This window comes from Leptospira hartskeerlii, from assembly GCF_002811475.1.
Taxonomy (GTDB): domain Bacteria; phylum Spirochaetota; class Leptospiria; order Leptospirales; family Leptospiraceae; genus Leptospira_B; species Leptospira_B hartskeerlii.
Genome location: NZ_NPDL01000001.1, coordinates 122,716 through 146,266, shown reverse-complemented (window position 1 = coordinate 146,266; position 23,551 = coordinate 122,716). Strand labels below are relative to the sequence as shown.

Below are 23,551 nucleotides of genomic sequence, written 5' to 3'. Positions count from 1 at the left end.
TTCTCAGGAACCATGCTACAATTCATCGATATCAAGCACCGGTTCGGTAGCTCCACACTTTTCGAAAACTTCTCCTGGCATATAAAACCAGGCTCCAAGATTGCCTTAGTAGGACCTAACGGCTCAGGTAAATCCACTCTATTCAAAATGGCAGTTGGAGAACTAAATCCAGAGGAAGGTTTAGTCAGTCGCTCCAAACATACTGAGATCTCCTTATTCCAACAGATCCCTGATTTCAATTTCGAAGCAAGGGTGATCGATACTGCACTTTCTAAACATAAACATTATAATGAATATATAAAACGTGCCGAGGACATTCACGCAAGAATGGACCGCACGGATCATGATTCTCCCGAGTTTACATCCTTATTAGAAGAACAAAGCCAATTAGAAGAATACGCATTTACTTATGGCGTTCATGAATTGGAAGCTCAGGCAAAAAAGATCATTGGTGGTTTAGGTTTTTCTAATGATCAAATGGAGAAGAAGGTAAAAGAATTTTCTCCCGGCTACCAGCACAGGCTTGGGCTCGCGATCGCAATTTTGAATCCAGGGAACCTTCTTCTTTTGGATGAACCTACTAATCACTTAGATCATGCCTCTAAAACCTGGCTCGCCGAATATCTGGTCAACACTAATCGTTCTTTTGTTTTAGTAACTCATGATCCCGAGTTTTTGAATGTAACCACTGATACAATCGCTGAATTGAATCCTTCCGGTGTTCTTGAATTTAAAGGGACTTTAGAAGATTACTTCGAACATAAAAACGAACTTTTAGATAAGTTAAGACTTCAATTCAAAAAAGAAGAAGCTTACTTAAAGAAAAGGACCGAGTGGATAGAACGATTCCGCTCCAAGGCCACAAAAGCAAAAGCAGTCCAAAGTGTTATCAAACGATTGGAAAAAAGGGATAAGGTAGAAGAACCTGAAGATTCCTTCTGGAATTCTAAAACAGAATACAGGTTCAATTATACTCCTTGTGGAAATCTTTCCTTTAGAATTGAGAATGCTTCCTTTGCTTATGAAAAAGGCGGGAAGAATATTTTCTCAAATGCGGAACTTCATGTTTCTAATGGAGACAAGATCGCGATCATCGGCCCGAATGGTGCAGGGAAATCCACATTTTTAAGAAACATATTAGGTATTCATAAATTAACAGAAGGCTCAGTCACTTTCGGACCTAAAACAAAGATCGGCTACTTCTCCCAAAACCACCATGAACACTTGGATCCTGAAAAAAATCTTTTAGAAACGATTCTTTCAGTGTATCCTGACCTTCCCGATGTGGAAGCTCGAAAACTATTGGGTTATTTTTCTTTCAGCGACGATCGGGTTTTCAAAAAAGTGGGACTTCTCTCCGGAGGAGAACAAAGCAGATTGAGACTGGCTCTTTTAGTAAGATTCCCTTCGAATACTTTATTTTTGGACGAGCCTACTAACCACTTAGACTTGGTAGTAAGAGACAATTTAAAACGAGCGCTTCAAGAATATCCTGGAGCAGTTTTAGTGATCTCTCACGATCCTGATTTTTTGAAGGATCTATGCACGAGGACTGTTTCCGTTTCGAATGGAAAAGTAAAAGACCTGAATACAAGCTTTTCGGATTATCTAAAATTTCCTCCTGAAGAATTGGAAGCGGAAGGCGGTTTTACAGTTAAAGCCCCGGTCGAAAATGCAGGCAGTGAAAACAAAAGCAGATCGCAAAAGAACGCTGACAAAAATCGTGTTAAAAAATTACAAAAAGAAATAGAACAAATCGAAGCTAAGATCGCTCTATTAGAAAAGAATAAATCGAACTCCGAGGAACTTCTTGCAGATCCGGAGTTTTATAAAAAGCGCAGTTATCAAATGGAATTAGACACTTATAATGAGACCAAAAAAGAGATCTCTAAGTTGACCGAAACCTGGGAAAAACTGCAAATCGAAATGGAAGAACTTTCTTCCGTAGTATAGAGTTGATAATAAGGAGACTGAATGAATCCGAAAGAATTAAAAAACAGATTAGATGCTAGAAAATCAGGAAGCGACGATTTTTACCTTCTGGACGTGCGTAACCCGAACGAACAAGAGATCTGCACTATCGATGGAACGGATCTTTTAATACCTGTTTCCGAATTACCTTCTCGTATAGGAGAATTGGACTCTTGGAAATCTTCTGGAAAAGAAATTATAGTATATTGCCGTTCAGGAGCGAGATCCGCAAATGCCTGCGGGGTTTTAAAATCCACAGGGTTTTCCAAAGTATTTAATCTAGATGGCGGGATCCTTTTGTATTCTGACGAAGTGGATCCTTCTCTAGCGAAATATTAAGAATTTATAATTTATTTGGACAAAAACTTAGAGATGGCCGGAAGAACTACTTCCGGCTTTTCTATATGAGGTAGATGCCCTGCATCCTTCACCAAAACAAATTCAGCATTCAAAAGTTCCTTAACATACTCTCCCTTCTCTAAAGGAGTAGTATGGTCCTGATCTCCCCAAAAAACCAGTACTTGCTTTTTAGTTATGGCCAACTTTTCAAATTCAGGCTTAGGATCGAAAGAAATAATATTCCGGATTGTGGAAAGGATAGCTCTTCCAAAACCTTTAAAGCTAAGTTGAGTCTCATACTTCTCCACCCAGCCACTCGGAACTTTAGAAGGATCCACAAAATCGGCAGAGATACCTTTCGGTAAAGAAGGAATATAAACAACGGAGCTCAAATATTCTCCGATCAAGGGAACGGTCAGAGGAAACGTATTTGTCTTTGAAGTAAACGGATCTACCAAAACCACTTTTTTGATCTGGTCAGGATGTTTAGAAACATAATGAGCAACTATAGGACCTCCCATAGAAAGTCCCATTATATCGAATGATCCGCTTATATGCAGAAAATTTAATAGATCAGATATCTGAGTAGTAAATAGGTCCAGATCATAAACTGTATCCGGTCTGTCAGAATATCCTCTACCATAAAGATCGAAACGTAAAACCTTATAACCTGCATCCGTCAGTGATTTTTGAACAGGATCCCAGATAAAATATGGAGTGGAAAATCCGTGAACTAGTACTACAAGATTTCCTTTTTCAGGTCCGGACAATTCGTAATGAGTCCAGCCCAAAGGAAGTTCTGCAAATTGTCCGGAGACTCCGGAACGGATCGATTCGTTTAACTCGATTTTTTCCGTAGAACGTACGAATGGTAAAGCGGCAAGTATTATGAGTACAAGTGCCGCTAAAGCGAGGAGATATTTCTTTCTCATTCTTTGTCTAAAAGAATTTTACGGAAAAATAAAAAGCCTTCGTCAAGAGGATCGCCGGAAACCCCCCTTTTCTTCAACATTCCAGTCATATCCAGCACTATAAGACCGTACATCCAAGAATACATTGTTCTCGCGAGAGAAGGATAATCTTCCTCTCTGATCTTGAATTCTCCCGATCTAACGCCCGCTCGGATAGTTTCCAAAAATACGCGGTAACTGGTCGGAAGTTTTGGGAAAGCTTTTCTGTGCATATGGCCATGAACCGTGTTGAACATTACCTTATGTAATTCTTGGTTATTCCCAGAAAAATCGTAGTATGCCCTTGCGATCAGGGTTAATTTTTCGTAAGAGTTTTTTCCGTTCAGTCTAGAAGCTCTCAGAGTTTCTGTTAACTGAGCTTCTCCCTGGGAAATAATAATTTTAATGATATCTTGTTGGCTTTTAAAGTGAGAATAGGGACTTGCTACGCTACAATCCAACTTTTCGGCGATCCTTCTCATGGAAAGCCCATCGATTCCCTCTTCGTTCAGTATGTCCAAAGCCGCTTGGACGATGGATTCTTTATTTAAACTATTTCTAGTGCGCCTTCTAGGGCGCGGAGCAGCTACTGCAGTCATAATTTTTTGCCTTCAGGACAATCGAAAGCCGAGAACGGCTCGAATATCGTCCCCATTGTCCAGTTATCCCAAAAATGGGCAGGATGTTCAAGAGTTTCCTTTTCAAAATTGGGGATTTTCCTAGTATAGGATACAAAAAAGATAGAAATGGACCCCTAGAATGAAAGCAACCGCATCTTCCAAGGTTAAACCAAAGACCAAAGTCTCAAAAACTACACAACATTCCCTTAAAAAAGCCACAAATACGAAGAGCAAAGCCCAATCCCCTAAGAGACATTTTCCGGCTCCTTGGACATTAACGGGAGAAGGATTCCTATTCCCACTGTTCGGTAGGAAGTCCTACAATTCGGAAATGGCATTTTTGGACGAAGAAGATCGCAAGTCTTTCAAAGGAGGACTTGGTTCATTGATGTTAGTGAATTATGAAAGATCCGATGTAGGACCTTATTACGAACTTTTATACATTCCGGGAAATTTCGAACACAAAGATACAAATTACAAAAGGATCACTCGTATTTTTGTGTCTAGCCAAACTTCAGTAGAAGAAGGAATTCGTAACTGGGCAATCCCGAAAGAAAGAGCAGACTTTATTTGGAAAAAAGAAGGCTCGGTAACTAAGATAGAAGTTTCCAGAGACGGAAAAACGTTTTTCAAGATCAAGATCCGAACGTTAGGTTTTAATTTTCCCGTGAGCACTTCTATTCTTCCTTATGTTCTTTTACAAAAAGCGGAAGATGGATCCAAACTAAGTACTGCATTTATTGGCACAGGTAAGGGAAAATTCGCAAGGATAGAATCCGTTTGGTCGGATGAAACTATCTTTCCGGACTTTATAAAAGGCGGAGGAATGAGAACAGGAATCGGAGCTTCTCCTTTTCATCTCACCTTCCCTATTGCAGAACATGTTGAATAAGCTGAACATTCGAATTTAATAAAATACTTTCTATAAAAATCCGACAGGAGTCCTGTAATGAAGAAGTTCCATTTAGCGATTATTCTTCCGTTCTTGTTTTTGTTTCTTTCCGGTCCTACATTTTCCGGAACCGCCAAGCCTCAGATTAAAGATTTTAATTTCGAGGCGGGAATGTCCAAAGTAGATATAACAGGACCCCCAACAGGGATCATGTTCTGGGGTTATGCACAAGAAGGGCAGAAAGGAGAAGGTATACATCTCCGACAATTCGCCAGGGCCTTGGTCATCAAAGATCCTAAAACCGGAAAAGTATTGGCATACGTAACTGCAGAGTTAGGCGGAGTTCCTCATGAAGTGCAAAGGGATGTAGTTGCTAGACTGAAAAAGGAAGTAGATCCTAATTTTAATTTAGCGAATGTACTTCTGAACGCATCACATACTCATAGCGCTCCTGCCGGGTTCTTTCATTATATTCAAAATTCAATATATACTACTAAGTTTTTCCCTGAATATTATTCGGTAATCGTAAACGGTATCTTTCAAGCGATCAAAGAGGCTTATTCTAAAAGGGAAATAGCTCAGTTGTTAATTGGAAGCACAACTGTAGAAGGCGCAGGAGTGAACCGTTCCTTAGTGGCCTACCAAGCAAATCCTAAAGAAGAAAGAGATAAGTATAACTCGGATACGGATAAAACTATGATCCAAATCTCGGTGAACACAAGAAGAGGTGTAATCGGGATCGTAAACTGGTTCGGAGTGCATACAACAAGTATGACCTTCGACAATCATTTGGTGTCTACGGACAATAAGGGATATGCATCTTATCTTTCAGAATTTGAAGCTTCGAAAAGAGGACAAAAAGATTTTATCGCGATCTTTGCACAAGCAAACGAAGGAGATGTTACTCCAAACCTAAATCTGAACAATACCGGTCCTGGAAAAGATATGTTCGAGAGCACCAAAATTATTGGAGAAAGACAATATCTTGCGAGTTCTAAAATTCTAAATGATGATAAACTTAGAATCTTACCTTCCGGTCTTAGTTATACACAATCTTTTATAGATATGCCAAACTCAATTGTTCGTAAGGAGTTTTCAGAAACTGGAAAAGACGAAAGGACCTGTTTATCCGCATACGGATATGCTTTGGCTGCAGGCTCTACGGAAGAAGGCGGAGGACATTGGCTTTTCCACGAAGGGATGAAGGACGAGGATAGAAAATTCTATATTGATTGGTTGGCGGCAAGATTATTACAAGCACCAAGCGAAGAATTAAGAGTATGCCAAAAACCTAAAGCGATCCTGTTCCCAATGGGAGAAACAAAACCGGACCCTTCTCTTTCTCAAATTCTACCTTTAGGGCTTGCTACAATCGGTGACTTCGCTTTGATCGTTTCACCTAACGAAGTCACAACAATGTCCAGCAGAAGAATGAAAGAAACAGTTAAAAAAGTCTTAGGATCTAAGATCAAAGATATTGCTCTTTCAGGATTAACCAACGATTTTGCGGGATACATCACTACTAAGGAAGAATATTCTACCCAACAATACGAGGGTGGTCATACTCTACATGGTCCATTTAGCTTAGATCTTTTCAGACAGGAATATGATAGACTCGCAAATGATCTTTTGCAAAACAAAACAAGTAACCAAGGACCTTTTCCTAAGGATCTAAGTGCAACAGTTATCGGCACTGATATTCCTAATAGAGATAAGATCTCTTCTTTTACTCCTAAGGTCAAAACTCCAAACGAAAGTATTGCGAGAATCGGTGAATCAGTTTCTTGCGAAGTGAGTTCCGTAAATCCGAATATCTCTTATCCGAAACAAAGATCCTATTTCGATGTGGAAAAGAAAGAAGCAGATAAGTGGGTTACTGTTTATATGGATTCCAGTTGGCCTACTAAATTCTATTATAAAAAATCTTTCTTACCTTTGTTTGATGATAAGATCAAATTGGTTTGGGAAACAGATAAGAATGATGCTGCTGGAGTTTATAGGCTGAGGCATTCTTCTTCCTATATTGATAATGAAGGAAAAGAAGTCCCATTCTCCATTGATTGCCCCGAATTCGAATTAAAATAGTATGACTCGAAAACGACGTAAAATGGAATGGTAGTACACCGTATTGATCTGCAGTTAGTAACTGCGTAATGTTAATATTTTTAGGACTGGAAAAATGGAAGAAGCAGTTTTGTTGGACGGGATCCGCACCCCTTTCGGAAATTTCGGCGGGACATTAAAAGATGTAAGCGCAGTAGACTTAGGAGTTTTAGTTTCTAAGTCTTTGCTGGAAAGAACAGGAGTCAATCCTTCCGATATAGGTGAGTCTATTTTCGGAAACGTAGTCCCTACAGGAAAAGAAGCTATTTATTTAGCGAGACATATAGGACTCAAAACCGGATTACCAATTACAGTTCCAGCTTTGACTTTAAACAGACTTTGCGGTTCCGGAATGGAAGCAATCATACAAGCGGCTAAAAAAATCTACTTGGGAGAATCGGAAGCAGTTCTTGCAGGCGGATCAGAATCCATGAGCAATGCACCTTATGTTGTGCGTAACGCGAGATGGGGAGTTAAATACGGTTCCGCCGAATTCGAAGATTCATTAGAGCAAGGTTTAACTGACCAATACGTTGGACTCATCATGGGTGCGACTGCGGAAAATCTTGCAGACCAATACAAAATTAGCAGAGCGGAACAAGATGAATGGGCTGGCATCTCCCAAACCAGAGCTGAAAAAGCTACGGTCGAAGGTAGACTAAAAGAAGAGATCCTTCCCGTAACTGTCGGCGGAAAAAAACCGGTTACATTAGAAAAAGATGAATTTGTTAAAGGTGCAGCTTCTATCGAAAAACTTTCAGGATTAAGACCTGCTTTTAGAGAAGGTGGAACAGTTACCGCTGGAAACGCATCCGGTCTGAACGACGGAGCAGCAGCGACTATCATTACTTCCGCTTCTTACGCTAAAAAGATCGGTAAAAAACCTTTGGCGATTATCAGAGGGTACGGACATGCAGGATGTGATCCTGCTAAAATGGGAATCGGACCTGCATTAGCAATTCCGATCGCTCTTAAAAAAGCGGGCTTAAAACTTTCAGACATGAGTCTTGTAGAAGTAAACGAAGCGTTTGCAGCTCAGTATCTTGCAGTCCAAAAAGAATTAGGCCTAAATCCTGAGATCACAAACGTAAACGGTGGAGCAGTTGCAATCGGACATCCGCTTGGAGCAAGTGGCGCACGAGTAACCATCACTTTAGCTTACGAACTTAGAAGAAGAAAGGCGAAATACGGAGTCGCTTCTCTATGTATCGGCGGCGGTCAAGGAATCGCTATTGTTCTGGAAAACCCGGAAGCATAATAAAAAAAAGACTAGGTCCCGCTTGATTTGCAGGACCTAGTCCAGTTCTCACTTCCCTAGTTTACGCTTTTATAATCTATTTTCCAATTCGAAAGCTTCTGCCAAAAGTTCGTAAGAACGAACCCTATCTTTAAAATCATATGTAATCGTAGAGACCACTACTTCATCTATTCCATATTCCCCGGTCAGATCCACGATCCTTTTTTTTACTGTATCGGGGGTTCCTGCGATCATTCGGCCTCGATTATGCAATAACCTGACCCTTTCCATATCCGAATACACGTAAGGCTTGATTTCTTCGTAAGAAAGTATACCCTCGCTAATTCCTTTTTCAATGTTTAAAAGTTGCCTATCCATTACAGCCTGTAGTTCTTCCGCCTTCTCTTTTGTTTCCGCACATAAAACAAAAATTCCTACACTTGCCCGAGGTGTTGGAAGCGCATCTGAAGGTTGGAATCTTTCTTTGTAAGCCCGGATACTTGCATATCCTCCTGTTGGATTGATAAATTGTGCGAAAGACAGAGCCATTCCAAAATGAGCGGCGATCAAAGCGCTTTCTCCGCTGGAAGTTAAGATCCAAAGTTCAGGACAAGTTTCCGCAACGGGAATCGCTTTTACCTTCTCCTGGATTGAATCAGGTTCCGCATTGTCCGTCAAGAAATCCCGTAAATCCATCAGTTGTTGGATAAAATCATTTTGAACAAAACTATTAGAAGGATTCAATATAGCGGCTGTTAGTCGATCTCCCCCTGGCGCCCTGCCGAGTCCCAAATCTATCCTTCCCGGAAATAAAGTCTCGAGCATTCTAAAATTTTCGGCCACCTTAAGAGAACTATGATTTGGAAGCATGATCCCACCGGAACCCATGCGGATACCTTTCGTTTCACCTGCAAGATGAGAAATCAAAACTTCAGGAGAAGATCCGGCTAGTCCTAGAATATTATGATGTTCTGAAACCCAATATCTATGATAACCCAGTCTATCGGTAAGTTTAGCAAGTTCGATCGTTTCCTGGACCGCTTGAAATGCGGTCCCTCCTTTACGAATTGGAGACTGATCTAAAACACTTAATCGGATCATATTAGAATGCAGACTTGACCACCCATGTATTGTTTTCCATTACTTAGACGAAGCTAACGCAGATCTAGGCAAAAACGCTTGATCGGGTATTTGACCTTAGGTCGGCTTCTAATTAAATTTTAAGATCCGGAGTAAGATATTTTACAGCAATTTTCAGGTTGTGCTAAATTCAAAAAATCTTCTATACTTAGACACAGAAATGATCCTCAGCAAAGAAATCCAATCCCCTCTAGGAATGCTTCTCGCGGGTGCCGTGGAAGAAGGTATCTGTCTTTTAGAATTCACTGAAAAAGAGAGATTGGAGCTCCAACTCACTCGGCTCAAAAAAGTTTTTGGAGAGGATATCCAACCAGGAGAAAGTAAGTTTTTCTCTCTTTTAGAGGAACAACTCCAAGAATATTTCGAAGGTAAAAGAAAAGAATTCGATGTCCCTCTCATAGTTTTAGGCACTGACTTTCAGAAAAAAGCATGGGAAGCTCTGCATTCAGTAGTTTATGGAAAGACAAATTCTTACGAGGCCCAGGCAATCAGGATCGGTGACAAAAACGCAGTTCGCGCAGTTGCAAAGGCGAATGGAGAAAATCGGATCGCTATATTGATCCCATGTCATAGGATCGTAGGCAAAAGTGGAGATCTTACCGGTTACGGTGGAGGCCTTTGGAGAAAAAAATTCCTACTCGAATTAGAGCAAAAATTTTCCGATTCTCCTATTTTACCTTTTTTCCGAGGTGAATAACAGCAGCGATACTTCCAGGAAAAGTAACACCTTCGAAAGGAGACCAACCACTTTTACTTTTTATATCTTCTTTTTTGAATGTAGTTGGAGTTTGAAAATCCAGAACGGTAAAACTTCCACAATAACCTTCTTCTATCTTTCCAAAACCTTTTCCATATTCTTCTGGCAAAAACTCTGCCACGAAATCTCCAGGATTCTCTGCACAAATTTCAGAAATTTTTTCCAAAGAGACTCCTGCTTTCTTGTGTAGCCAGGTTACGAATAAAGAATAAGTATCCAGTTGGGAAATACCGGATGTGCCCTTTAATTTTTCTTCTATAGAATGTGGAGCATGATCAGTGGCTAAGTAGTCGATCCAACCTTCTTTGACTCCGTGGAGTAAGGCCTCTTTGTCTTCCGGTCCTCTTACTGGTGGATTCATCTGGAACCAATGACGGTTTTCGTCAGTGAGCATGGTTCGATCAAAATATAAATGAGTAGGAGTTACCTCACATTTTACTTTGACTCCCCTCTTTCTAGCGTCTATGATCTTCTTTAAACCTTCTTCCGTTGAATAATGGCATAACTTTCCGACCAGCTCATATTTTTCGATCAAATAGAGTGCGAAGTCGGTAGCCAAAGTTTCCGCAATAGCAGGCCTTCTATCTTCATGATATGTTTCGTTTTGGTTCTTCTCTAAAATTTCAGGATCTTCGCAATGAAAACTAACATTGCAACCTTTGTAATGGCGGATTGTCTCTTCTAACTGCTCGTTTGAATAAAAAAATAATTCACCGATCGAAGGACCCATGAACGCTTTATACGGAACGTGAGCTTTAAGAGGTTTTGTATGAGGACCTATACCGGCATATAAAGTAATCCGAATAGGAGAATGATCTGCAAGTTCCCTCTTTTTAGAATAGGTTATATCGTCAGTAGGAGGGATCGGATTATTGGGCATGTCTGCAATATGGATCACACCTCCGTTGATCGCAGCATTTCCTGCGGATAAAAAATCCTCTTTGTATTTATGTTTTCCGGATTCGTCCTCTCTCGCGTGAACATGAATATCGCCGAATCCGGAAAAGATCACAAACTTGTTTGGATCGAATACAAGTTCTTCTGCATTAGAAGATTTTAATACTCTGTCTTTCTGGACGGAGAGTATGAGCCCTGTTTTCGGGTCCAGCTCCACTGTGCCTATAAAAGATCCTTTAGAGTTTTGGAATTTTCCCGAAATTTTTCGAATCTGAGGAGCCATAAGCCCAGTTTATCTCAGGCGCTTTTTTTTTCTATCGCATTCAAAAGTTTCGTAACTGCCGCAGAAGGTCCTTGCTCTTTACGAATTTGGATCGCGAGATCTCTGGCCTCATCCAAACGATTTGTATGATAATACATATCCGCAAGATGAAGATTGTTTTGGGTATGACTTTCCGAAATAGATCTCAACTCTTCCGACAAGCGGATTGCCTCTTGGATATCTCCCGTTTTTTTAGCACAATAAGAAAGAATAAAAAGCATCTCAGGATCTTTCACAATCCCCATCTCTCTTAATTCCCGGGCAGCCAGATAAGCGGTTTGATAATCCTTGATCTTCAATCCAAGCTTCAAAATTAACTTAGAACGGACCGGATGCGACTCTTGGCTTCCTTGCAGATCAGAAAGAAATTTTCTCAATTCGGAAACTGAACTAGTTCTTTTGATCCGATCTGAGATCTCTTTCCAAGAAGAAATTCCTCCGCTCTGTCTGGGCGAAGTTTCAATCCGACCCAAAGAAGAATGTTCGGAAACTTCTTCCGTTCGAATAGAATGTATCATCCTATTAAATTGATCCGCTAAACTTCCGATCTCATCCCAGGCTTCCGGATGCAATTCTCTTTGTAAGTCTCCCTCAGTAGCAAGCTCCAGTGCGGAATACAATCTATCCAAAGGATAGATTACGAAGAAGGAGAAAAACGAGTTGATTGCTATGGAAAAAAGAAGAAGACAAATTAAAAACGCGAGAACCGGCTTTTTCAGTAACCCAGTCTCGAAAGCAAGGAATTCCTGATAAGGAATACCGATTTCTTTCATCTGAGTTTTACCTGGAGATTTTTGAATTATGGAATAATAATATTCTCCCATCGCAAGCCCTTGGATCCTCCTGAAACGAGGCTCCCCTTCAGGAATGAGCTCCCTCATCTGATCCAACGTAAAATTGCGCAAAGATTCTCCCTCTGCAGAGGAATTCTTAACGGAACCGGAAAGTATTTTTAAGAATAATGCAAACTTCTCCTCCTTACCGTCAGGAGAGATCTGTTCCAAAATTCCATCTCGGATATCTTTAGGAGGAAGATTTCTGATTTTTTTACGGATCTTCTCCAAACCTTTAGAGAAGATTATTAGATTTTCAGAATATTTCTCGGAACCCTTTAAAGACTCTGCAACCTTTGCATAGGAAGGAAAATCTTTATTCAAAGCAGAAGGATTATTCCAAATAAAAGAAAGGATCAAATCTCTTTTGGATTCTGCAAAAAAAGAAGTCTCCAATCCTCCGGAAGTAGTCAATACAAACCCATCATTGTCTTGCACCGAAAGTGAATATGAATCCGGAGAAAGATCCTGCGCCTTCAACCTTTCCTTAACTGTTTCGTTAAAAGATTCCAATCCAGGTTGTAAAAATAACCAACTGCTTCCTTGGAATACAAACAATAATAACAATATGATGCCGAGTAAAACAGGAGATCTGAGACTAAAAGCTTCTCCGGAGGCTCTCAGATGGATCAACCATGCTAAAAATAATGCAGTTAGAAAAATTGGATTCCAAAACGAAAGTCCGATGGCTCTGTCTATCGGATAAGCGATCTCTTTAAAATGAAAAAGTATAGTAGTCCCAAGAAGAAGTAAAAAAGGCACCCAAAGAGAAAGTGCCATCAACTGTATATCTGATCTATAAGCTTGAAAACCTCTCCAAACTCCAAAGAGCAATATTACAGAAACATAAAGTATGCCAAACCAAAAGATCACTCTTTCGTCGGCCCTATGGATTACGTCATAGACTCCTCCACCAAAATCATAAACTGGTTTGGAAAATATTGTCCCGACGATATGTAGGACCAAAATACTTGAGGCCAGAAAGTATCCAGCCCCTAATAAGATCCTTCCTGTTTTTTCGGAGGCTTGTGGGTTTAGCAGAAAAAAATACAAACAAAGATGGGCACAGAGCAAAAACGCGGAAGGAAGCGAAACCCACCTATGCAAAAAAGAAAGAGGATGAAAAAAGGAAGTCCCGAGCAAAAATGAAAGCTCAAGTAAGGCGCAATATAAGAATACCCACCCTAAATGTAAGGTTGTTTCGTACTTTTCCTTTCTAATTAAAAGAAAAAAAGCGCAGAGCCCGGAAAGAACAAATCCGGCAAGATAACTAACGCTGGAAAAAGTTAAAACAGCCATGACAGGTCAAAGCATCATTTTACACAGATAACTGCGAATTTGTTCGTGCTAGGACTTGGAGAAAAATCTCCGCTGCCTAAGTTTACGGTCATATAATCACCTTTGTCTCCGGCAGCGCTTGTAGACCAAAATAATCCGATGGTTTTGATTTTTTTATCTGCTCTTTTAGAGAATGTCTTAAGCTCTTCCTTATCCGGGAGTCTCTTTCTTCTGGAGGAACAATAACGAACTGCGTCTTCCCAAGCTACTGGAGATCCGGCTTCTTCGTCCCAACCATGTTTTCCATAAACAGGAGTTTTATCCAAATATTCTTGAACGATAAAGTATCCGAAAAAAACGATCAATGCGACTGCGAGAAATCCGATCACTTTTACAAGAGTGCCGGAACTTCCTCCGGATTGATGAGGAGCCTTCATCGGAAGTTCCTTCATAGTTTCTGAAATTTTAGTAGCTACAGTATGTTGTTGGTGGCGATTCGAACGACCGTGATCCGGTCTTTTTTTCTGCTGATGGCCGCGGTTTCCTCCGCCTGGGTGTTTGTGGGAAGATTCTTGTTTTTTATTCCCGGAAGTTTTGCGGGGAGGCTTACGACGGTTCGCCATAAAGTGGATTATCCTTTCAGTCGATGGATTTGGACCTTCTTCTCTTAAAAGGCCCTAAACGAATTATAAAATCGTCCGTAAAAGAATCTCTACCAAGACTAGCTCATTTAGTAAAGAAAAAACCGCCAGGCCGAAAGGAAAGCCCCTACACATACTTAAAAAAGGTCGAATGTTTCCAGTATAGCCGAAAGGATTGTCCCAGAATGCAGACGATTCGAATCGGATTAATTGGCGCAGGCACGGTCGGCTCAGGAGTTCTTAAAATTCTTTCGGAAGAATCCGTAAGATTCGAAAAAGAATACGGTATCTCCCTAAATGTACATACAATTTGTACCCGAACTCCCTCTAAAATCGCCCCTATTTCGAAATTATTTTCCAAAGTAAAAATAACAGACGATTACAAACAAGTGGTGGGAAACCCCGAAATCGATACAATCATCGAACTTGTAGGAGGTACAACAATCTCCGAAGAGATCGTATTAGCTGCCTTACAATCCAAACAGACCGTAATCACAGCTAACAAAGCGCTCCTTTCCGAAAAAGGAGAGATTATTTATAAAACTGCAGAAGAGAACCATACCGAAATTGGATTCGAAGCTTCTGTAGGAGGTTCCATTCCGATCATCCGAGCCATACGAAATTGTTTGGCAGGAGATAGAATCCTTGGACTTTACGGGATCTTAAACGGAACAACTAACTTCATTCTTTCTAAAATGGAGACAGAAGGTTTAGATTATAAAGAAGCTTTAAAACTCGCTCAGGAAAAGGGATTTGCAGAAGCAGATCCAAGCTTCGACGTAGAAGGTATTGATACCGCTCATAAGATCAGCATTTTAGGATCTTTGGCCTTCGGAGAAAAGATACCTTTACAAAACATAGTAGTCGAAGGTATAACAAAGATTACACGACTGGATATTTCGTTCGCTTCCGACCTGGGGTACAGAATAAAGTTACTCGGCCTTGTAAGAAAATTAGACGGCAAGGTAGAAGCCAGAGTCCAACCGGTAATGATCCCCAAACACCATGCATTTGCGAGTGTTATGAATGAGACGAATGCGGTATATTACAAGACTGCATTTGCAGGTCCTGGTTTGATCGTAGGAAAAGGAGCAGGTGCTTTGCCGACTGCCTCTGCAGTGGTCTCGGATCTGATCTATTACGGCTCAAGGCGAGGCAAAAATCTTCCGATGGAAAAGAACAGATTTCCAAAAGCATCCATATCTGAAGCGAACCAAACAGAAGCTAGATATTATCTGAGATTTAATACCCTGGACCAACCGGGGGTTCTGGCAGAAATTGCAAAAGATTTGGGAACAAACGGAGTCTCTATTTCTTCTGTTCGCCAAAATGAATCTGAAAAAGAACCTGCAGAAGTAGTGGTGGTCACACATCCATGTGTGGAGGCTTCGATTTCTGCGTCTTTAGGAAGGATAGATGCTTCCGAAGTGGTCTTAGAGCCTTCGGTCGCAATCCGCTTGGAAGACAAATTGTAAATTATGAACGAATTTCCCTGCACATTATCCTTACATGAAGGATTCGGGGATTCACATTTGGATTTATTTTTGGATATTGACGGAAATTCTCGTCTAATCACCTTCGGAACAGTCGCTTCCTATTGGGACTCGCTCCAGAGTGGATCGAAAATAACTTTTCAAAGAAAGAGTGATCATAGAAGGATCTATCTGGACTTAGAAGGCGAAATCGAAGAGAAGGGACGACTTAGGATACTCTACCGCGGATCTGCCAAAACGGATTCAAAACCGGAAGAAGTCTCCGGATGGACGGAATTGACAGCCACCATCAAAGATGGAACAATGATGCTTTAACGCGGATCGGGATAAAATGGCAAAAACGGAATTCGAAGGCCTATACATAGAAACTAAAAAAGACTCCGTCGGAGACAAAGAAGTTCTAATCGTCATCATGAACGGAAAAGTGACGAATACGAACGCTTTCGAAATTTCCAGAAAGATCAATTTCGTTTTCGACGAAGGGATCTACGAGATCATCTTGGACCTTTCTTCCTTGGAATATATTAATAGTGTTGGGGTCGCGACACTTTTAACGTTGATCAAAACAGTAGATCAGCATAACGGAAAGATTGTAATCGGAGGGTTAAATCACTTTTTAGAGAATGTGATCCGATTGATGGAATTACCTAAAAAAGTGGCGATCTATCATACTCTGGACGAGGCGAAAGCGGTCTTTAAATAATTTTATCTAATACTTTCTTGCTTAGAAAGAATATCCAAATATTCTAAAATACCTTTGGCAATCATTTCCTTAGACGCAGGACCGATTTCCTTTTTGGAACCTTCTTTTCCGTAAATGATCACGCTTGTATCCAAGTCTCCAAAACCTTTGGAGTCCTTGCCCACGTAATTTCCTACGATAAAATCAAGATTTTTTCTTTCGAGTTTGCCAAGTGCATTTTGGTCCAAAAGATCCGTCTCAGCGGAGAAACCAATACGAAGCACATCTTTCAGATTTTGTGCATGGATCTTTTCATTAACGGAAACAAGTATATCAGGGTTTTTGATCAATTCCAGAACTAAGGTATCGCTACCTTCTTCTTTTTTGATCTTGGATTCATTTGCATTCTTAGGACGAAAGTCCGCAGGGGCAGCAGCCATAATAAGAATAGAAGAAGAAGTCACTTCATTCAAAATTGCATCTCTCATTTCAAGAGTGGTTTCTACCTTAACAATTCTTGCATCTTTAGGTTCGGAATATTTCGGTTCTGTCAATCCCCGGATATAAACGACTTCTTTTACTAAATTGGCGGCTTCCTGGGCTAAACAATACCCCATTTTTCCGGAGGAGGCATTGGAAATAAAACGCACAGGATCGATCCACTCTCTAGTGGGTCCCGAACTTATTATAATTTTTGAATATTTCACCAATTGAAGAACATCTTATTTAGAAGTTTTTAGATACAATTCCAGTATCTTTTTTTGCATTACCGGAACATCAGCTAGTTTACCGTAACCTTCGTCACCGCAAACCACAACCCCTTCCTGAGGATCCAAGATAATCACTCCGTCTTCTTTCAGACGCGCAAGGTTCCTTTGTGTGGCAGGATGAGTGAACATATTCGGATTCATTGCAGGAGCAACCAATACAGGACATTTCGCGGCAAGATAGGTAGAAGTTACAAGATCGTCCGCAATTCCGTTCGCCATTTTAGCGATAATATTTGCGGTAGCGGGAACCACAGCAATCACCGCAGCACGATTCCTCGCATCTATATGAGCCATTCCCTGCTCATACTCATCTACCTGGACTTTTTTACCGGTGAGGGCCTCGAATGTGATTGGACCTATAAACTTAGTGGCATTCTGGGTCATGATCACTGAAACAGGATAACCTTCTTTGGTAAGATTACGTACTAGCTCACAAGCCCTAAAGGCTGCGATACTTCCGCTGACTGCAATCAGAATGTCCTTTTTGTCCATAGTGCAGATCCAAAACCGATCTCGTAGATTTACAACTTAAATCGCAAAAGAAGAAGGAGCAGAAAGTCTAGTAAAACGGACTGTCATAATTTTGTTTCCATCCATTTTTTCCACGGTCAGCTTACCTTCGGGGATCGCAACTACGGTTCCTTCCTTAGGCATATCCTCTAACTTCTCTAAAATAAAACCTGCGATAGTGCGGATATCGTTTAACTCTTCTTCTTCGATTCCGGTTAAGATCTCTTTTAGTTCGTCCAGCTCGGTTTCACCGTCTATATCAAATGCATCGGGAGAATGTGATGGAACAGCATCCGTTTCATGATCGTCAGTCTCGTCCCGGATCTCACCGAAAACTTCTTCCACTATATCTTCCATAGTAAGTAGTCCGGAAACTCCGCCATACTCATCGATGACGATCGCCATATGTTGTTTTGCGACCCGCAACTTTTGAAGCACCTTCTCAATCGACATACCTTCCGGGACCACGATTGGAGGTTGCATGATCGTGGTAACTTTTGCCTTCTTATTCCTTTTAGATTCGGAAAGCCAAGCTAAGAAAGCCTGAACGTGGACGATACCTACTATATTATCAGTAGTTCCTTCATACACAGGATATCTGGAAAAATGATGTTCTGCAATGACCGAAAGAACTCCATCCATTTGACTGTCCGCAGGAATTCCTACAATGCTCAAACGATGTGTCATCACGTCTTTTGCCAAATGCTCAGAGAATTGGAAAGTATTTTGGATGATCTGGAATTCTTCCTGGTCAATATTTCCCTGTTTGTTTTGTTCCTGGATCAGGATCATCAATTCTTCAGGAGAATGTATGATACGATGCGAATCTTCCTTAAATCCGATCATCTTCAAAAGAAAAGAAGTCATTCCATTTAAGAAAAACGTAATAGGGAAAAACAGATAATAAAAGAAGAATATAGGCGCACTTGTCACCAAGGCCAAGGTTTCAGTTTTTTGGATCGCTACTGTTTTAGGAAGAAGTTCACCCAAAAGAATATGCAAAAATGTGATCAATGCAAATGAGATCGCAACTGCAACTCCATGGACCGTTAAATCGGAATCAGGATAGCCTGCGTAATGAAAAATAGGTTCTATCCAACTGGAGAGATAACCTTCTCCCACCCAACCTAAGAGTAAGCTTGCAATTGTGATCCCCACCTGACAGACAGAGAGCATATCATTCAACATGCTAGCCGCTTTTTTGGTAAGCATTGCCATAGGTATGCCGTCCCTGATCAATTCTTCCAGGCGAGAAGGTCTGATCGAGACCAAGGCAAATTCTGCGGACACAAAAAATCCGTTGGCGAATATAAGAAGTAGTATTACGAAAAATCCAATCACGTCCATTAACGGCAAGATCTTCCAAATAGGCAGATTGCTAGATCGAAAGAATAAAACAAGGTGGGAAAAATATCGCTTTGGTCCGGAAAAATCCGGCTTCTACTGTCGGGGTCCATCTATCTGTGATACCATCCCTGAAAAACGGTGCGTTGTCGAGTGTTTTGGAGACGAAAAAATGAAATTTTACCCTTTTACCGAACTTGGCTTTGAAGGGTTATTCCGCATTTCGGACCATTTTGAGGACTCTTGAATTCAAATTCGGGTCCCCGTTTTCATTTGCGAGTCTCTCTAATAAATTTATGTCGGATTCCGACTCAGGATTCCAGTATTTAACGAAGTAAAGGCGAGAAGTTCCTGCGGATAACCAGAACCTGGCCCAGTCTAAAAAATCCTCAGATTTATCCCCCCAGCCGGAACCGCTAAGCGAGTCTTTTGTGAAGGCAATCCTATCCGGCAAATTCCTAAAATCCAATCTACGTTTTGCCTTTCTGAAAGAAATAGAATCAGATCCGCAGGACCATTCGTAATCCCTAAGACCGTTAGGGGATTTAGAAGTCACCTTCATGTTCCAAACAAGAAGAGCCGACTTTCCTTGGAGCAATTTAGATCCATCATAATATTGTAATGGAAAAGATTGCCAGCCCAAATGCCCGTCTCCTTCCGGAAGATTTTTAGGGAACAGGTTCTCACAAGCAGGGCCAAATACTTTTTTAGCTGAATCAGATTCGTCTCTTTTATCGAAACGAAGGAATAGCTTAATCTCAGAATCGGGGAATTCTTTTCTTAAATATTCTGCTGCTTCCACTCCCGGAGAATTCAAGTATATCTGGATCTTGTCCTTTTTAGAAAAGGAATCCATCGCACTTCTAAAAGCTGATTGAGCAGTATAACTCGTAGGATTGTCCGTATTCAACTCTCTTGCTTCCAACTCGGAAGAATCCCCATCTTTGTGAAATAGAAATACTCTCTTATCCTTCACAAAAACTGCAATTAGCGGGTGAGTTAACTTTTTGAAATTTGCATTTCTGAGAGGATCCGATTCTTCTCTAACACGTGCGGATTCTTTGGTTCTCATTTCAGACCAAGCGGATTTCCAAGGCTCTCGTCCCGGAGGATAAAATCCTTTATATCTAGAAATTCTAATATGCGTTTTGAGGATTGCAAGATCAGGAGGAGAATCCTCTTCTTGAAGTTCGGAATTTTCCTCATAATGGATCATAAAAGAAAGCAAATCGTTTACATAGCCATGTCTAGTATAAAAATCAATCGCGGAATTCTCTAAACTTTTGCTTCCGAAGGAAGGAGGAAGATAGTTTTTGATCTCAAAAGTTTTATCATCCACAATACCGGAAGCGGAAATTTTAAGAGCCTGGTCTAAGAAACTTTTTACTCCTCTAAGATTAGAGGATTCTTTATGAGAAAGGAATAATCCGTTCAAGCGGATCCATTCTTCTTTGTAAGAAGGATCTTCTTTTAAAATCCCTCCTGCCTTGGTAAATTCTATAATCGCTTTTCTGAGATTATTCGTTTTCAACTGTAAGAAGCCATGAAGTAATGTGGCGGAATATTCAACCCTTCTCCATCCCTTACTTTGCGCGAGAAAGCTCAAATCCATCGCAAGTTTGGAAGCTACTTCAGGTTCATCTTCCGATAGTATTTGAATAATTCTTAATTTAGTAAATAGATCGTCTTCCGTCAGATTTTTAGGAGTGCTGACTGATTGCAGAGCATCCACTGCCTTATGAGAATTTTTGGATTTCCAAATAGCTACAGACATTAAGTCACGAGCGCTATTGATCGGGATGGGCTCGCCTAAAAACGGATGAAGTATCTTAGTGGACCAATGCAAAAAATCTAAATTCAAATAATATTCGAGCGCTCTTGAAGGTTCACCTTGCAAATAAGCAAGAGTTCCTAACTTCAGATACAATGAATTCTTATAGGCGGGAGCCATCTCCCCTTGTCTTTCTATAATGTATTTTAAAACTTTTTCCGCGGAATTGGGATCTCCATCCACCAAGTAGTAGTAAGCTAATTTCTCGTAAGAATGAGAAAGCATTCTGCCACCCAAATTTTCAGAAACAATCCCTATTTTAGAAAATTGGATCGCATCTCTGGCAAATCCCAACTCGGAAAGATAATCTGCAATATTGGGAAGAAAATTGGACAAGAAAGGAATATGTTTTAGCTCTTTCTCCTCCGGATCGGTAACTCCGGGAAAAGGCGAAAGTATTCTTTGTAGATTTGTATATTCTCTATCGTGATTCGGATCTGAAAGTTTAAAATCCGCCATATAACTTCCGAGACGAAGCATCCTACAAAGAGAATAATATTGTTTCTTAGGAGAACATTTGATCTTATCTGCCGATTTTTTATGAAGAAGAACGTTACGCGTAGATTCAACTAATTCCTTTTGATAAGTATCTCCTGCAGGTGGATTCCAAACTTTTAGAAAATTCTCCCCGTTGGACTTTTTGGAGAAGTAGATATCTTGGAAATAAAGCAAAAGAACTTCCGCAAAACCTAGATCTTTTTCCTTTCGGATAGTATTGATCAGGTTGGAGAATTTTCCGGAATCTTTGTTAAGAAGTAGATATTCTCCCGCTAAAAGAGCAAACTCCGATTTTTGGACACCGTTTAGACCTTCTGGAAAGGAATTAAAATCGGTTTCCTTTGTCAGAACATTTTTTCCATCCATCAATAGGTAAAAATTGCCCGGAGACCCTGTCCAACCGTAGTCGTTGCGACTTTGGGCGGACAAAGATGTGCAAAAAGAACAGAATGAAATTAATAAAAATGGAATATACTTGAAAATTAGGCTAACGCCGCCTACTTTACGAATATTTAAAATTGCATTTTGCAAGGGAATCGACGCGATTTAAGTCCGGTTTATAGACCTTCTCTTTTTAAGTCCCGGCCCATTAAATCTCTAACAACCTCCTTCGGATTCTTATGCTCGTAAAGCATTTTATACACCTCGGTGGTGATGGCCATTTCAATGCCTAATTTCTGGGATAATTCGAATCCACTTTTTGCGGTTTTTACCCCTTCTGCAACTTCTACCATACCGCCTAAAATGGAATCCAGGCTTTCTCCTTTTCCCAATCTAAAACCGACAGTCCTGTTTCTGGAAGCATCTCCACAGCATGTTAAGATCAAATCTCCCATTCCGGAAGGTCCTAAAAATGTAAGAGGATCTGCTCCCAATTTAACTCCTAGTCTGGAAATTTCCGTAAGCCCTCTGGTGATCAAAGCTGCCCTAGTATTCTGCCCGAATCCTAATCCGTCGGAAACTCCTGCGGCGATCGCGATCACATTTTTTAAGGAGCCGCCGACTTCTACTCCGACCACATCAGGAGTCCAATAGGTCCTGAAATAAGTGAAACTGAATATTTCCTGTACCTTTCTTGCAGTTGCTTCATTCTTAGATGCAATACTCACTATCGTAGGTACACGTTTGACCAATTCTTTCGCAAAACTAGGTCCGGAAAGATAGGACAATCTGCTATGAAATTTGCCTGGAAGTTCTGCTTCAAAAATTTCAGAAACTAATCGAAGACTTCCGTTCTCTATCCCTTTACTTGCAGAAACGATAGGGGCCTTTTCAGGAAGAAAAGTTTTAATTTCTTTTAGAATATCAGTAATTGCATGAGAAGGAGGAGCAGAAACAATCATATCTTTGTCTCGAACAGCTTCTTCTAAACTAGTACTTCCTTTTAAATTTTTAGGAAGATCTATGCCTGGCAGATATTTTTCGTTCCGATGGTTCTCATTAATCTCTTGGATAAGGCCGGCGTTCCTTCCCCAAATGGTAACATCATAACCTTTGTCCGCCAGCAGCACACCTAAAGAAGAGCCAAAACTTCCAGATCCGATAACGCCGATTTGCATGAGATACCCTTTCCCCGAACTAACCCTAAGGAGTGATGATCCTGACCAGGAAAGCCTAAACGGCAAGAAAAAAAAGCGGGGATTTACGAATGCCTTTCGATTCTTATTTTGATTTAAAACAGAAATGAAGTTTACCGACCGAATCAGAGGGATTAATTTTGTTCTTCCATGCTCGATTTGCGGAAACTTTCGGGATTCAATCTTTTAGATTTTCTGACGGGAAAAAATTCCTTTGAAGAAAAAGCCTTAAAGAGCAATTACAGGATCGCCGTTTTACTTCATTCTTTGAATAAAGTTCTGCAAAAAAAAGTGGTAGAGGGTACGGAAGATCTGGAGTCCCTAGTGATGGATTCCGGTCGGGGTGTTTTATACCTTTCAGGGCATTATTCCATCCAAGGATTAGCTTGGTCCAAAATTTTAAGAACAAATCATATTAGATACAAACTCTCTTTACGACCCGTGAAGGTAGATGGAAATAGAGTGGTATTTAGAATAGAAGCGTTTAGACTCTATGATCATAACCCAAGGTCAATAGATCCAATACGGATTTTTTCCAAAGTTTTCAAATTCCATCGAAAGTTAATATTAGAAGAGATCGTCGAAGAAATTCCGGAAATATTATCCCTTACGGAAGTTGGAAACGAGATCCGAGTCGATCTAAATTATTTTTTAGCGGAAATTCCGGAAGTAGCAGGAGCTGTAACTGTCCAAAGAGTAATTCCTGAAAAAGGAAACGTATTCTTATTCGTGCGTTCCAATACGATCTTAAAACCGTTATTGGATTTCTTTGGTCCGGACTATTTGAGAATAGAGCCGATTTCGGAGAATGAAGACAGCATGCTCATGCTGTGGAGGGATTAGAAAGATTGGACATTATCACGGGT

The 23,551-nt window shown here is 40.5% G+C and carries 21 protein-coding genes; 10 read left to right on the top strand and 11 right to left on the bottom strand.

Annotation, left to right across the window (positions count from 1 at the left end; genetic code table 11):
* Positions 1–12: 12 nt before the first annotated feature.
* Together CH352_RS00730 and CH352_RS00725 are read left to right on the top strand one after the other, a co-directional pair.
* Entirely contained in the window at positions 13–1,953 is a 1,941-nt protein-coding gene (locus CH352_RS00730; protein ID WP_100708118.1) for an ABC-F family ATP-binding cassette domain-containing protein, read from the top strand.
* A gap of 21 nt (positions 1,954–1,974) precedes the next feature.
* Positions 1,975–2,310 (top strand): rhodanese-like domain-containing protein, encoded by a 336-nt coding sequence (locus CH352_RS00725; RefSeq protein WP_100708117.1) that lies wholly within the window; start codon positions 1,975–1,977, stop codon positions 2,308–2,310.
* Between the two features lie 11 nt (positions 2,311–2,321).
* Here the strand turns inward: CH352_RS00725 and CH352_RS00720 are convergent, their stop codons facing one another.
* Together CH352_RS00720 and CH352_RS00715 are read right to left on the bottom strand one after the other, a co-directional pair.
* On the bottom strand, positions 2,322–3,242 hold the full coding sequence (locus tag CH352_RS00720) for an alpha/beta fold hydrolase (RefSeq protein ID WP_100708116.1): 921 nt from the start codon (positions 3,240–3,242) through the stop codon (positions 2,322–2,324).
* Complete coding sequence (locus CH352_RS00715) at positions 3,239–3,859, bottom strand: TetR/AcrR family transcriptional regulator (RefSeq protein ID WP_100708115.1); 621 nt, start codon at positions 3,857–3,859, stop codon at positions 3,239–3,241. The genes CH352_RS00720 and CH352_RS00715 overlap by 4 nt, the downstream gene beginning before the upstream one ends.
* Before the next feature lie 160 nt (positions 3,860–4,019).
* Between CH352_RS00715 and CH352_RS00710 the strand changes: the two genes are divergently transcribed.
* From CH352_RS00710 to CH352_RS00700, 3 genes are all read left to right on the top strand, one after another.
* Positions 4,020–4,772: an acetoacetate decarboxylase family protein gene (locus tag CH352_RS00710; protein ID WP_100708114.1), complete on the top strand. Its 753-nt coding sequence runs from the start codon at positions 4,020–4,022 to the stop codon at positions 4,770–4,772.
* Positions 4,773–4,829: 57 nt separating this feature from the next.
* Entirely contained in the window at positions 4,830–6,857 is a 2,028-nt protein-coding gene (locus tag CH352_RS00705; RefSeq protein ID WP_100708113.1) for a neutral/alkaline non-lysosomal ceramidase N-terminal domain-containing protein, read from the top strand.
* A 94-nt stretch (positions 6,858–6,951) separates the two neighbouring features.
* Entirely contained in the window at positions 6,952–8,133 is a 1,182-nt protein-coding gene (locus CH352_RS00700) for an acetyl-CoA C-acetyltransferase (RefSeq protein WP_100708112.1), read from the top strand.
* Positions 8,134–8,202: 69 nt separating this feature from the next.
* On the opposite strand, the gene CH352_RS00695 is transcribed toward CH352_RS00700, so the two are convergent.
* Positions 8,203–9,213 (bottom strand): LLM class flavin-dependent oxidoreductase, encoded by a 1,011-nt coding sequence (locus tag CH352_RS00695; protein WP_100708111.1) that lies wholly within the window; start codon positions 9,211–9,213, stop codon positions 8,203–8,205.
* A gap of 199 nt (positions 9,214–9,412) precedes the next feature.
* On the opposite strand from CH352_RS00695, the gene CH352_RS00690 reads away from it, so the two are divergent.
* The gene (locus CH352_RS00690) at positions 9,413–9,949 is read left to right on the top strand and encodes a methylated-DNA--[protein]-cysteine S-methyltransferase (RefSeq protein ID WP_100708135.1); all 537 of its coding nucleotides are present in this window, start codon (positions 9,413–9,415) and stop codon (positions 9,947–9,949) included.
* On the opposite strand, the gene CH352_RS00685 is transcribed toward CH352_RS00690, so the two are convergent.
* Genes CH352_RS00685 through CH352_RS00675 form a run of 3 tightly spaced genes read right to left on the bottom strand, consistent with a single transcriptional unit; the run spans position 9,921 to position 13,962 of the window.
* Positions 9,921–11,189, bottom strand: a complete 1,269-nt coding sequence (locus tag CH352_RS00685) for an amidohydrolase family protein (protein ID WP_100708110.1) — start codon at positions 11,187–11,189, stop codon at positions 9,921–9,923. The genes CH352_RS00690 and CH352_RS00685 overlap by 29 nt on opposite strands.
* A gap of 14 nt (positions 11,190–11,203) precedes the next feature.
* Positions 11,204–13,360 carry a tetratricopeptide repeat protein gene (locus CH352_RS00680; protein ID WP_100708109.1) on the bottom strand — a complete coding sequence of 719 codons (2,157 nt, stop codon included), beginning with the start codon at positions 13,358–13,360 and terminating at the stop codon, positions 11,204–11,206.
* Positions 13,361–13,374: 14 nt separating this feature from the next.
* Positions 13,375–13,962, bottom strand: a complete 588-nt coding sequence (locus CH352_RS00675; protein ID WP_100708108.1) for an LIC_10572 family protein — start codon at positions 13,960–13,962, stop codon at positions 13,375–13,377.
* Positions 13,963–14,165: 203 nt separating this feature from the next.
* Here CH352_RS00675 and CH352_RS00670 point away from each other — a divergent pair, with 203 nt between their 5' ends.
* From CH352_RS00670 to CH352_RS00660, 3 genes are read left to right on the top strand one after another with little or no spacing between them, the layout of a single operon-like run.
* Positions 14,166–15,455 carry a homoserine dehydrogenase gene (locus CH352_RS00670; protein ID WP_100708107.1) on the top strand — a complete coding sequence of 430 codons (1,290 nt, stop codon included), beginning with the start codon at positions 14,166–14,168 and terminating at the stop codon, positions 15,453–15,455.
* A gap of 3 nt (positions 15,456–15,458) precedes the next feature.
* Entirely contained in the window at positions 15,459–15,788 is a 330-nt protein-coding gene (locus CH352_RS00665; protein WP_100708106.1) for a hypothetical protein, read from the top strand.
* Between the two features lie 16 nt (positions 15,789–15,804).
* The gene (locus tag CH352_RS00660; protein WP_008589531.1) at positions 15,805–16,176 is read left to right on the top strand and encodes an STAS domain-containing protein; all 372 of its coding nucleotides are present in this window, start codon (positions 15,805–15,807) and stop codon (positions 16,174–16,176) included.
* A gap of 2 nt (positions 16,177–16,178) precedes the next feature.
* On the opposite strand, the gene CH352_RS00655 is transcribed toward CH352_RS00660, so the two are convergent.
* From CH352_RS00655 to CH352_RS00635, 5 genes are all read right to left on the bottom strand, one after another.
* Positions 16,179–16,862, bottom strand: coding sequence for a phosphopantothenoylcysteine decarboxylase domain-containing protein (locus tag CH352_RS00655; protein WP_100708105.1), 684 nt, complete (start codon positions 16,860–16,862; stop codon positions 16,179–16,181).
* A 15-nt stretch (positions 16,863–16,877) separates the two neighbouring features.
* Positions 16,878–17,417: a phosphopantothenoylcysteine decarboxylase gene (locus tag CH352_RS00650; protein WP_100708104.1), complete on the bottom strand. Its 540-nt coding sequence runs from the start codon at positions 17,415–17,417 to the stop codon at positions 16,878–16,880.
* Positions 17,418–17,453: 36 nt separating this feature from the next.
* On the bottom strand, positions 17,454–18,782 hold the full coding sequence (locus tag CH352_RS00645; RefSeq protein WP_100708103.1) for a hemolysin family protein: 1,329 nt from the start codon (positions 18,780–18,782) through the stop codon (positions 17,454–17,456).
* A gap of 208 nt (positions 18,783–18,990) precedes the next feature.
* Positions 18,991–21,639, bottom strand: coding sequence for a tetratricopeptide repeat protein (locus tag CH352_RS00640; protein ID WP_100708102.1), 2,649 nt, complete (start codon positions 21,637–21,639; stop codon positions 18,991–18,993).
* Between the two features lie 26 nt (positions 21,640–21,665).
* A complete protein-coding gene (locus tag CH352_RS00635; RefSeq protein ID WP_100708101.1) occupies positions 21,666–22,667 on the bottom strand; it encodes an NAD(P)H-dependent glycerol-3-phosphate dehydrogenase in 1,002 nt (333 codons plus the stop codon).
* 168 nt (positions 22,668–22,835) lie between these two features.
* Here CH352_RS00635 and CH352_RS00630 point away from each other — a divergent pair, with 168 nt between their 5' ends.
* Entirely contained in the window at positions 22,836–23,528 is a 693-nt protein-coding gene (locus CH352_RS00630) for a hypothetical protein (RefSeq protein ID WP_100708100.1), read from the top strand.
* Positions 23,529–23,551 lie beyond the last annotated feature (23 nt).

Excerpts from the sequence above, each read along its gene's own strand:
- CH352_RS00730 (WP_100708118.1), top strand. The coding sequence starts at position 13 with ATGCTACAATTCATCGATATCAAGCACCGGTTCGGTAGCTCCACACTT.
- CH352_RS00725 (WP_100708117.1), top strand. The coding sequence starts at position 1,975 with ATGAATCCGAAAGAATTAAAAAACAGATTAGATGCTAGAAAATCAGGA.
- CH352_RS00720 (WP_100708116.1), bottom strand. The coding sequence starts at position 3,242 with ATGAGAAAGAAATATCTCCTCGCTTTAGCGGCACTTGTACTCATAATA.
- CH352_RS00715 (WP_100708115.1), bottom strand. The coding sequence starts at position 3,859 with ATGACTGCAGTAGCTGCTCCGCGCCCTAGAAGGCGCACTAGAAATAGT.
- CH352_RS00710 (WP_100708114.1), top strand. The coding sequence starts at position 4,020 with ATGAAAGCAACCGCATCTTCCAAGGTTAAACCAAAGACCAAAGTCTCA.
- CH352_RS00705 (WP_100708113.1), top strand. The coding sequence starts at position 4,830 with ATGAAGAAGTTCCATTTAGCGATTATTCTTCCGTTCTTGTTTTTGTTT.
- CH352_RS00700 (WP_100708112.1), top strand. The coding sequence starts at position 6,952 with ATGGAAGAAGCAGTTTTGTTGGACGGGATCCGCACCCCTTTCGGAAAT.
- CH352_RS00695 (WP_100708111.1), bottom strand. The coding sequence starts at position 9,213 with ATGATCCGATTAAGTGTTTTAGATCAGTCTCCAATTCGTAAAGGAGGG.
- CH352_RS00690 (WP_100708135.1), top strand. The coding sequence starts at position 9,413 with ATGATCCTCAGCAAAGAAATCCAATCCCCTCTAGGAATGCTTCTCGCG.
- CH352_RS00685 (WP_100708110.1), bottom strand. The coding sequence starts at position 11,189 with ATGGCTCCTCAGATTCGAAAAATTTCGGGAAAATTCCAAAACTCTAAA.
- CH352_RS00680 (WP_100708109.1), bottom strand. The coding sequence starts at position 13,360 with ATGGCTGTTTTAACTTTTTCCAGCGTTAGTTATCTTGCCGGATTTGTT.
- CH352_RS00675 (WP_100708108.1), bottom strand. The coding sequence starts at position 13,962 with ATGGCGAACCGTCGTAAGCCTCCCCGCAAAACTTCCGGGAATAAAAAA.
- CH352_RS00670 (WP_100708107.1), top strand. The coding sequence starts at position 14,166 with ATGCAGACGATTCGAATCGGATTAATTGGCGCAGGCACGGTCGGCTCA.
- CH352_RS00665 (WP_100708106.1), top strand. The coding sequence starts at position 15,459 with ATGAACGAATTTCCCTGCACATTATCCTTACATGAAGGATTCGGGGAT.
- CH352_RS00660 (WP_008589531.1), top strand. The coding sequence starts at position 15,805 with ATGGCAAAAACGGAATTCGAAGGCCTATACATAGAAACTAAAAAAGAC.
- CH352_RS00650 (WP_100708104.1), bottom strand. The coding sequence starts at position 17,417 with ATGGACAAAAAGGACATTCTGATTGCAGTCAGCGGAAGTATCGCAGCC.
- CH352_RS00645 (WP_100708103.1), bottom strand. The coding sequence starts at position 18,782 with ATGGACGTGATTGGATTTTTCGTAATACTACTTCTTATATTCGCCAAC.
- CH352_RS00635 (WP_100708101.1), bottom strand. The coding sequence starts at position 22,667 with ATGCAAATCGGCGTTATCGGATCTGGAAGTTTTGGCTCTTCTTTAGGT.
- CH352_RS00630 (WP_100708100.1), top strand. The coding sequence starts at position 22,836 with ATGCTCGATTTGCGGAAACTTTCGGGATTCAATCTTTTAGATTTTCTG.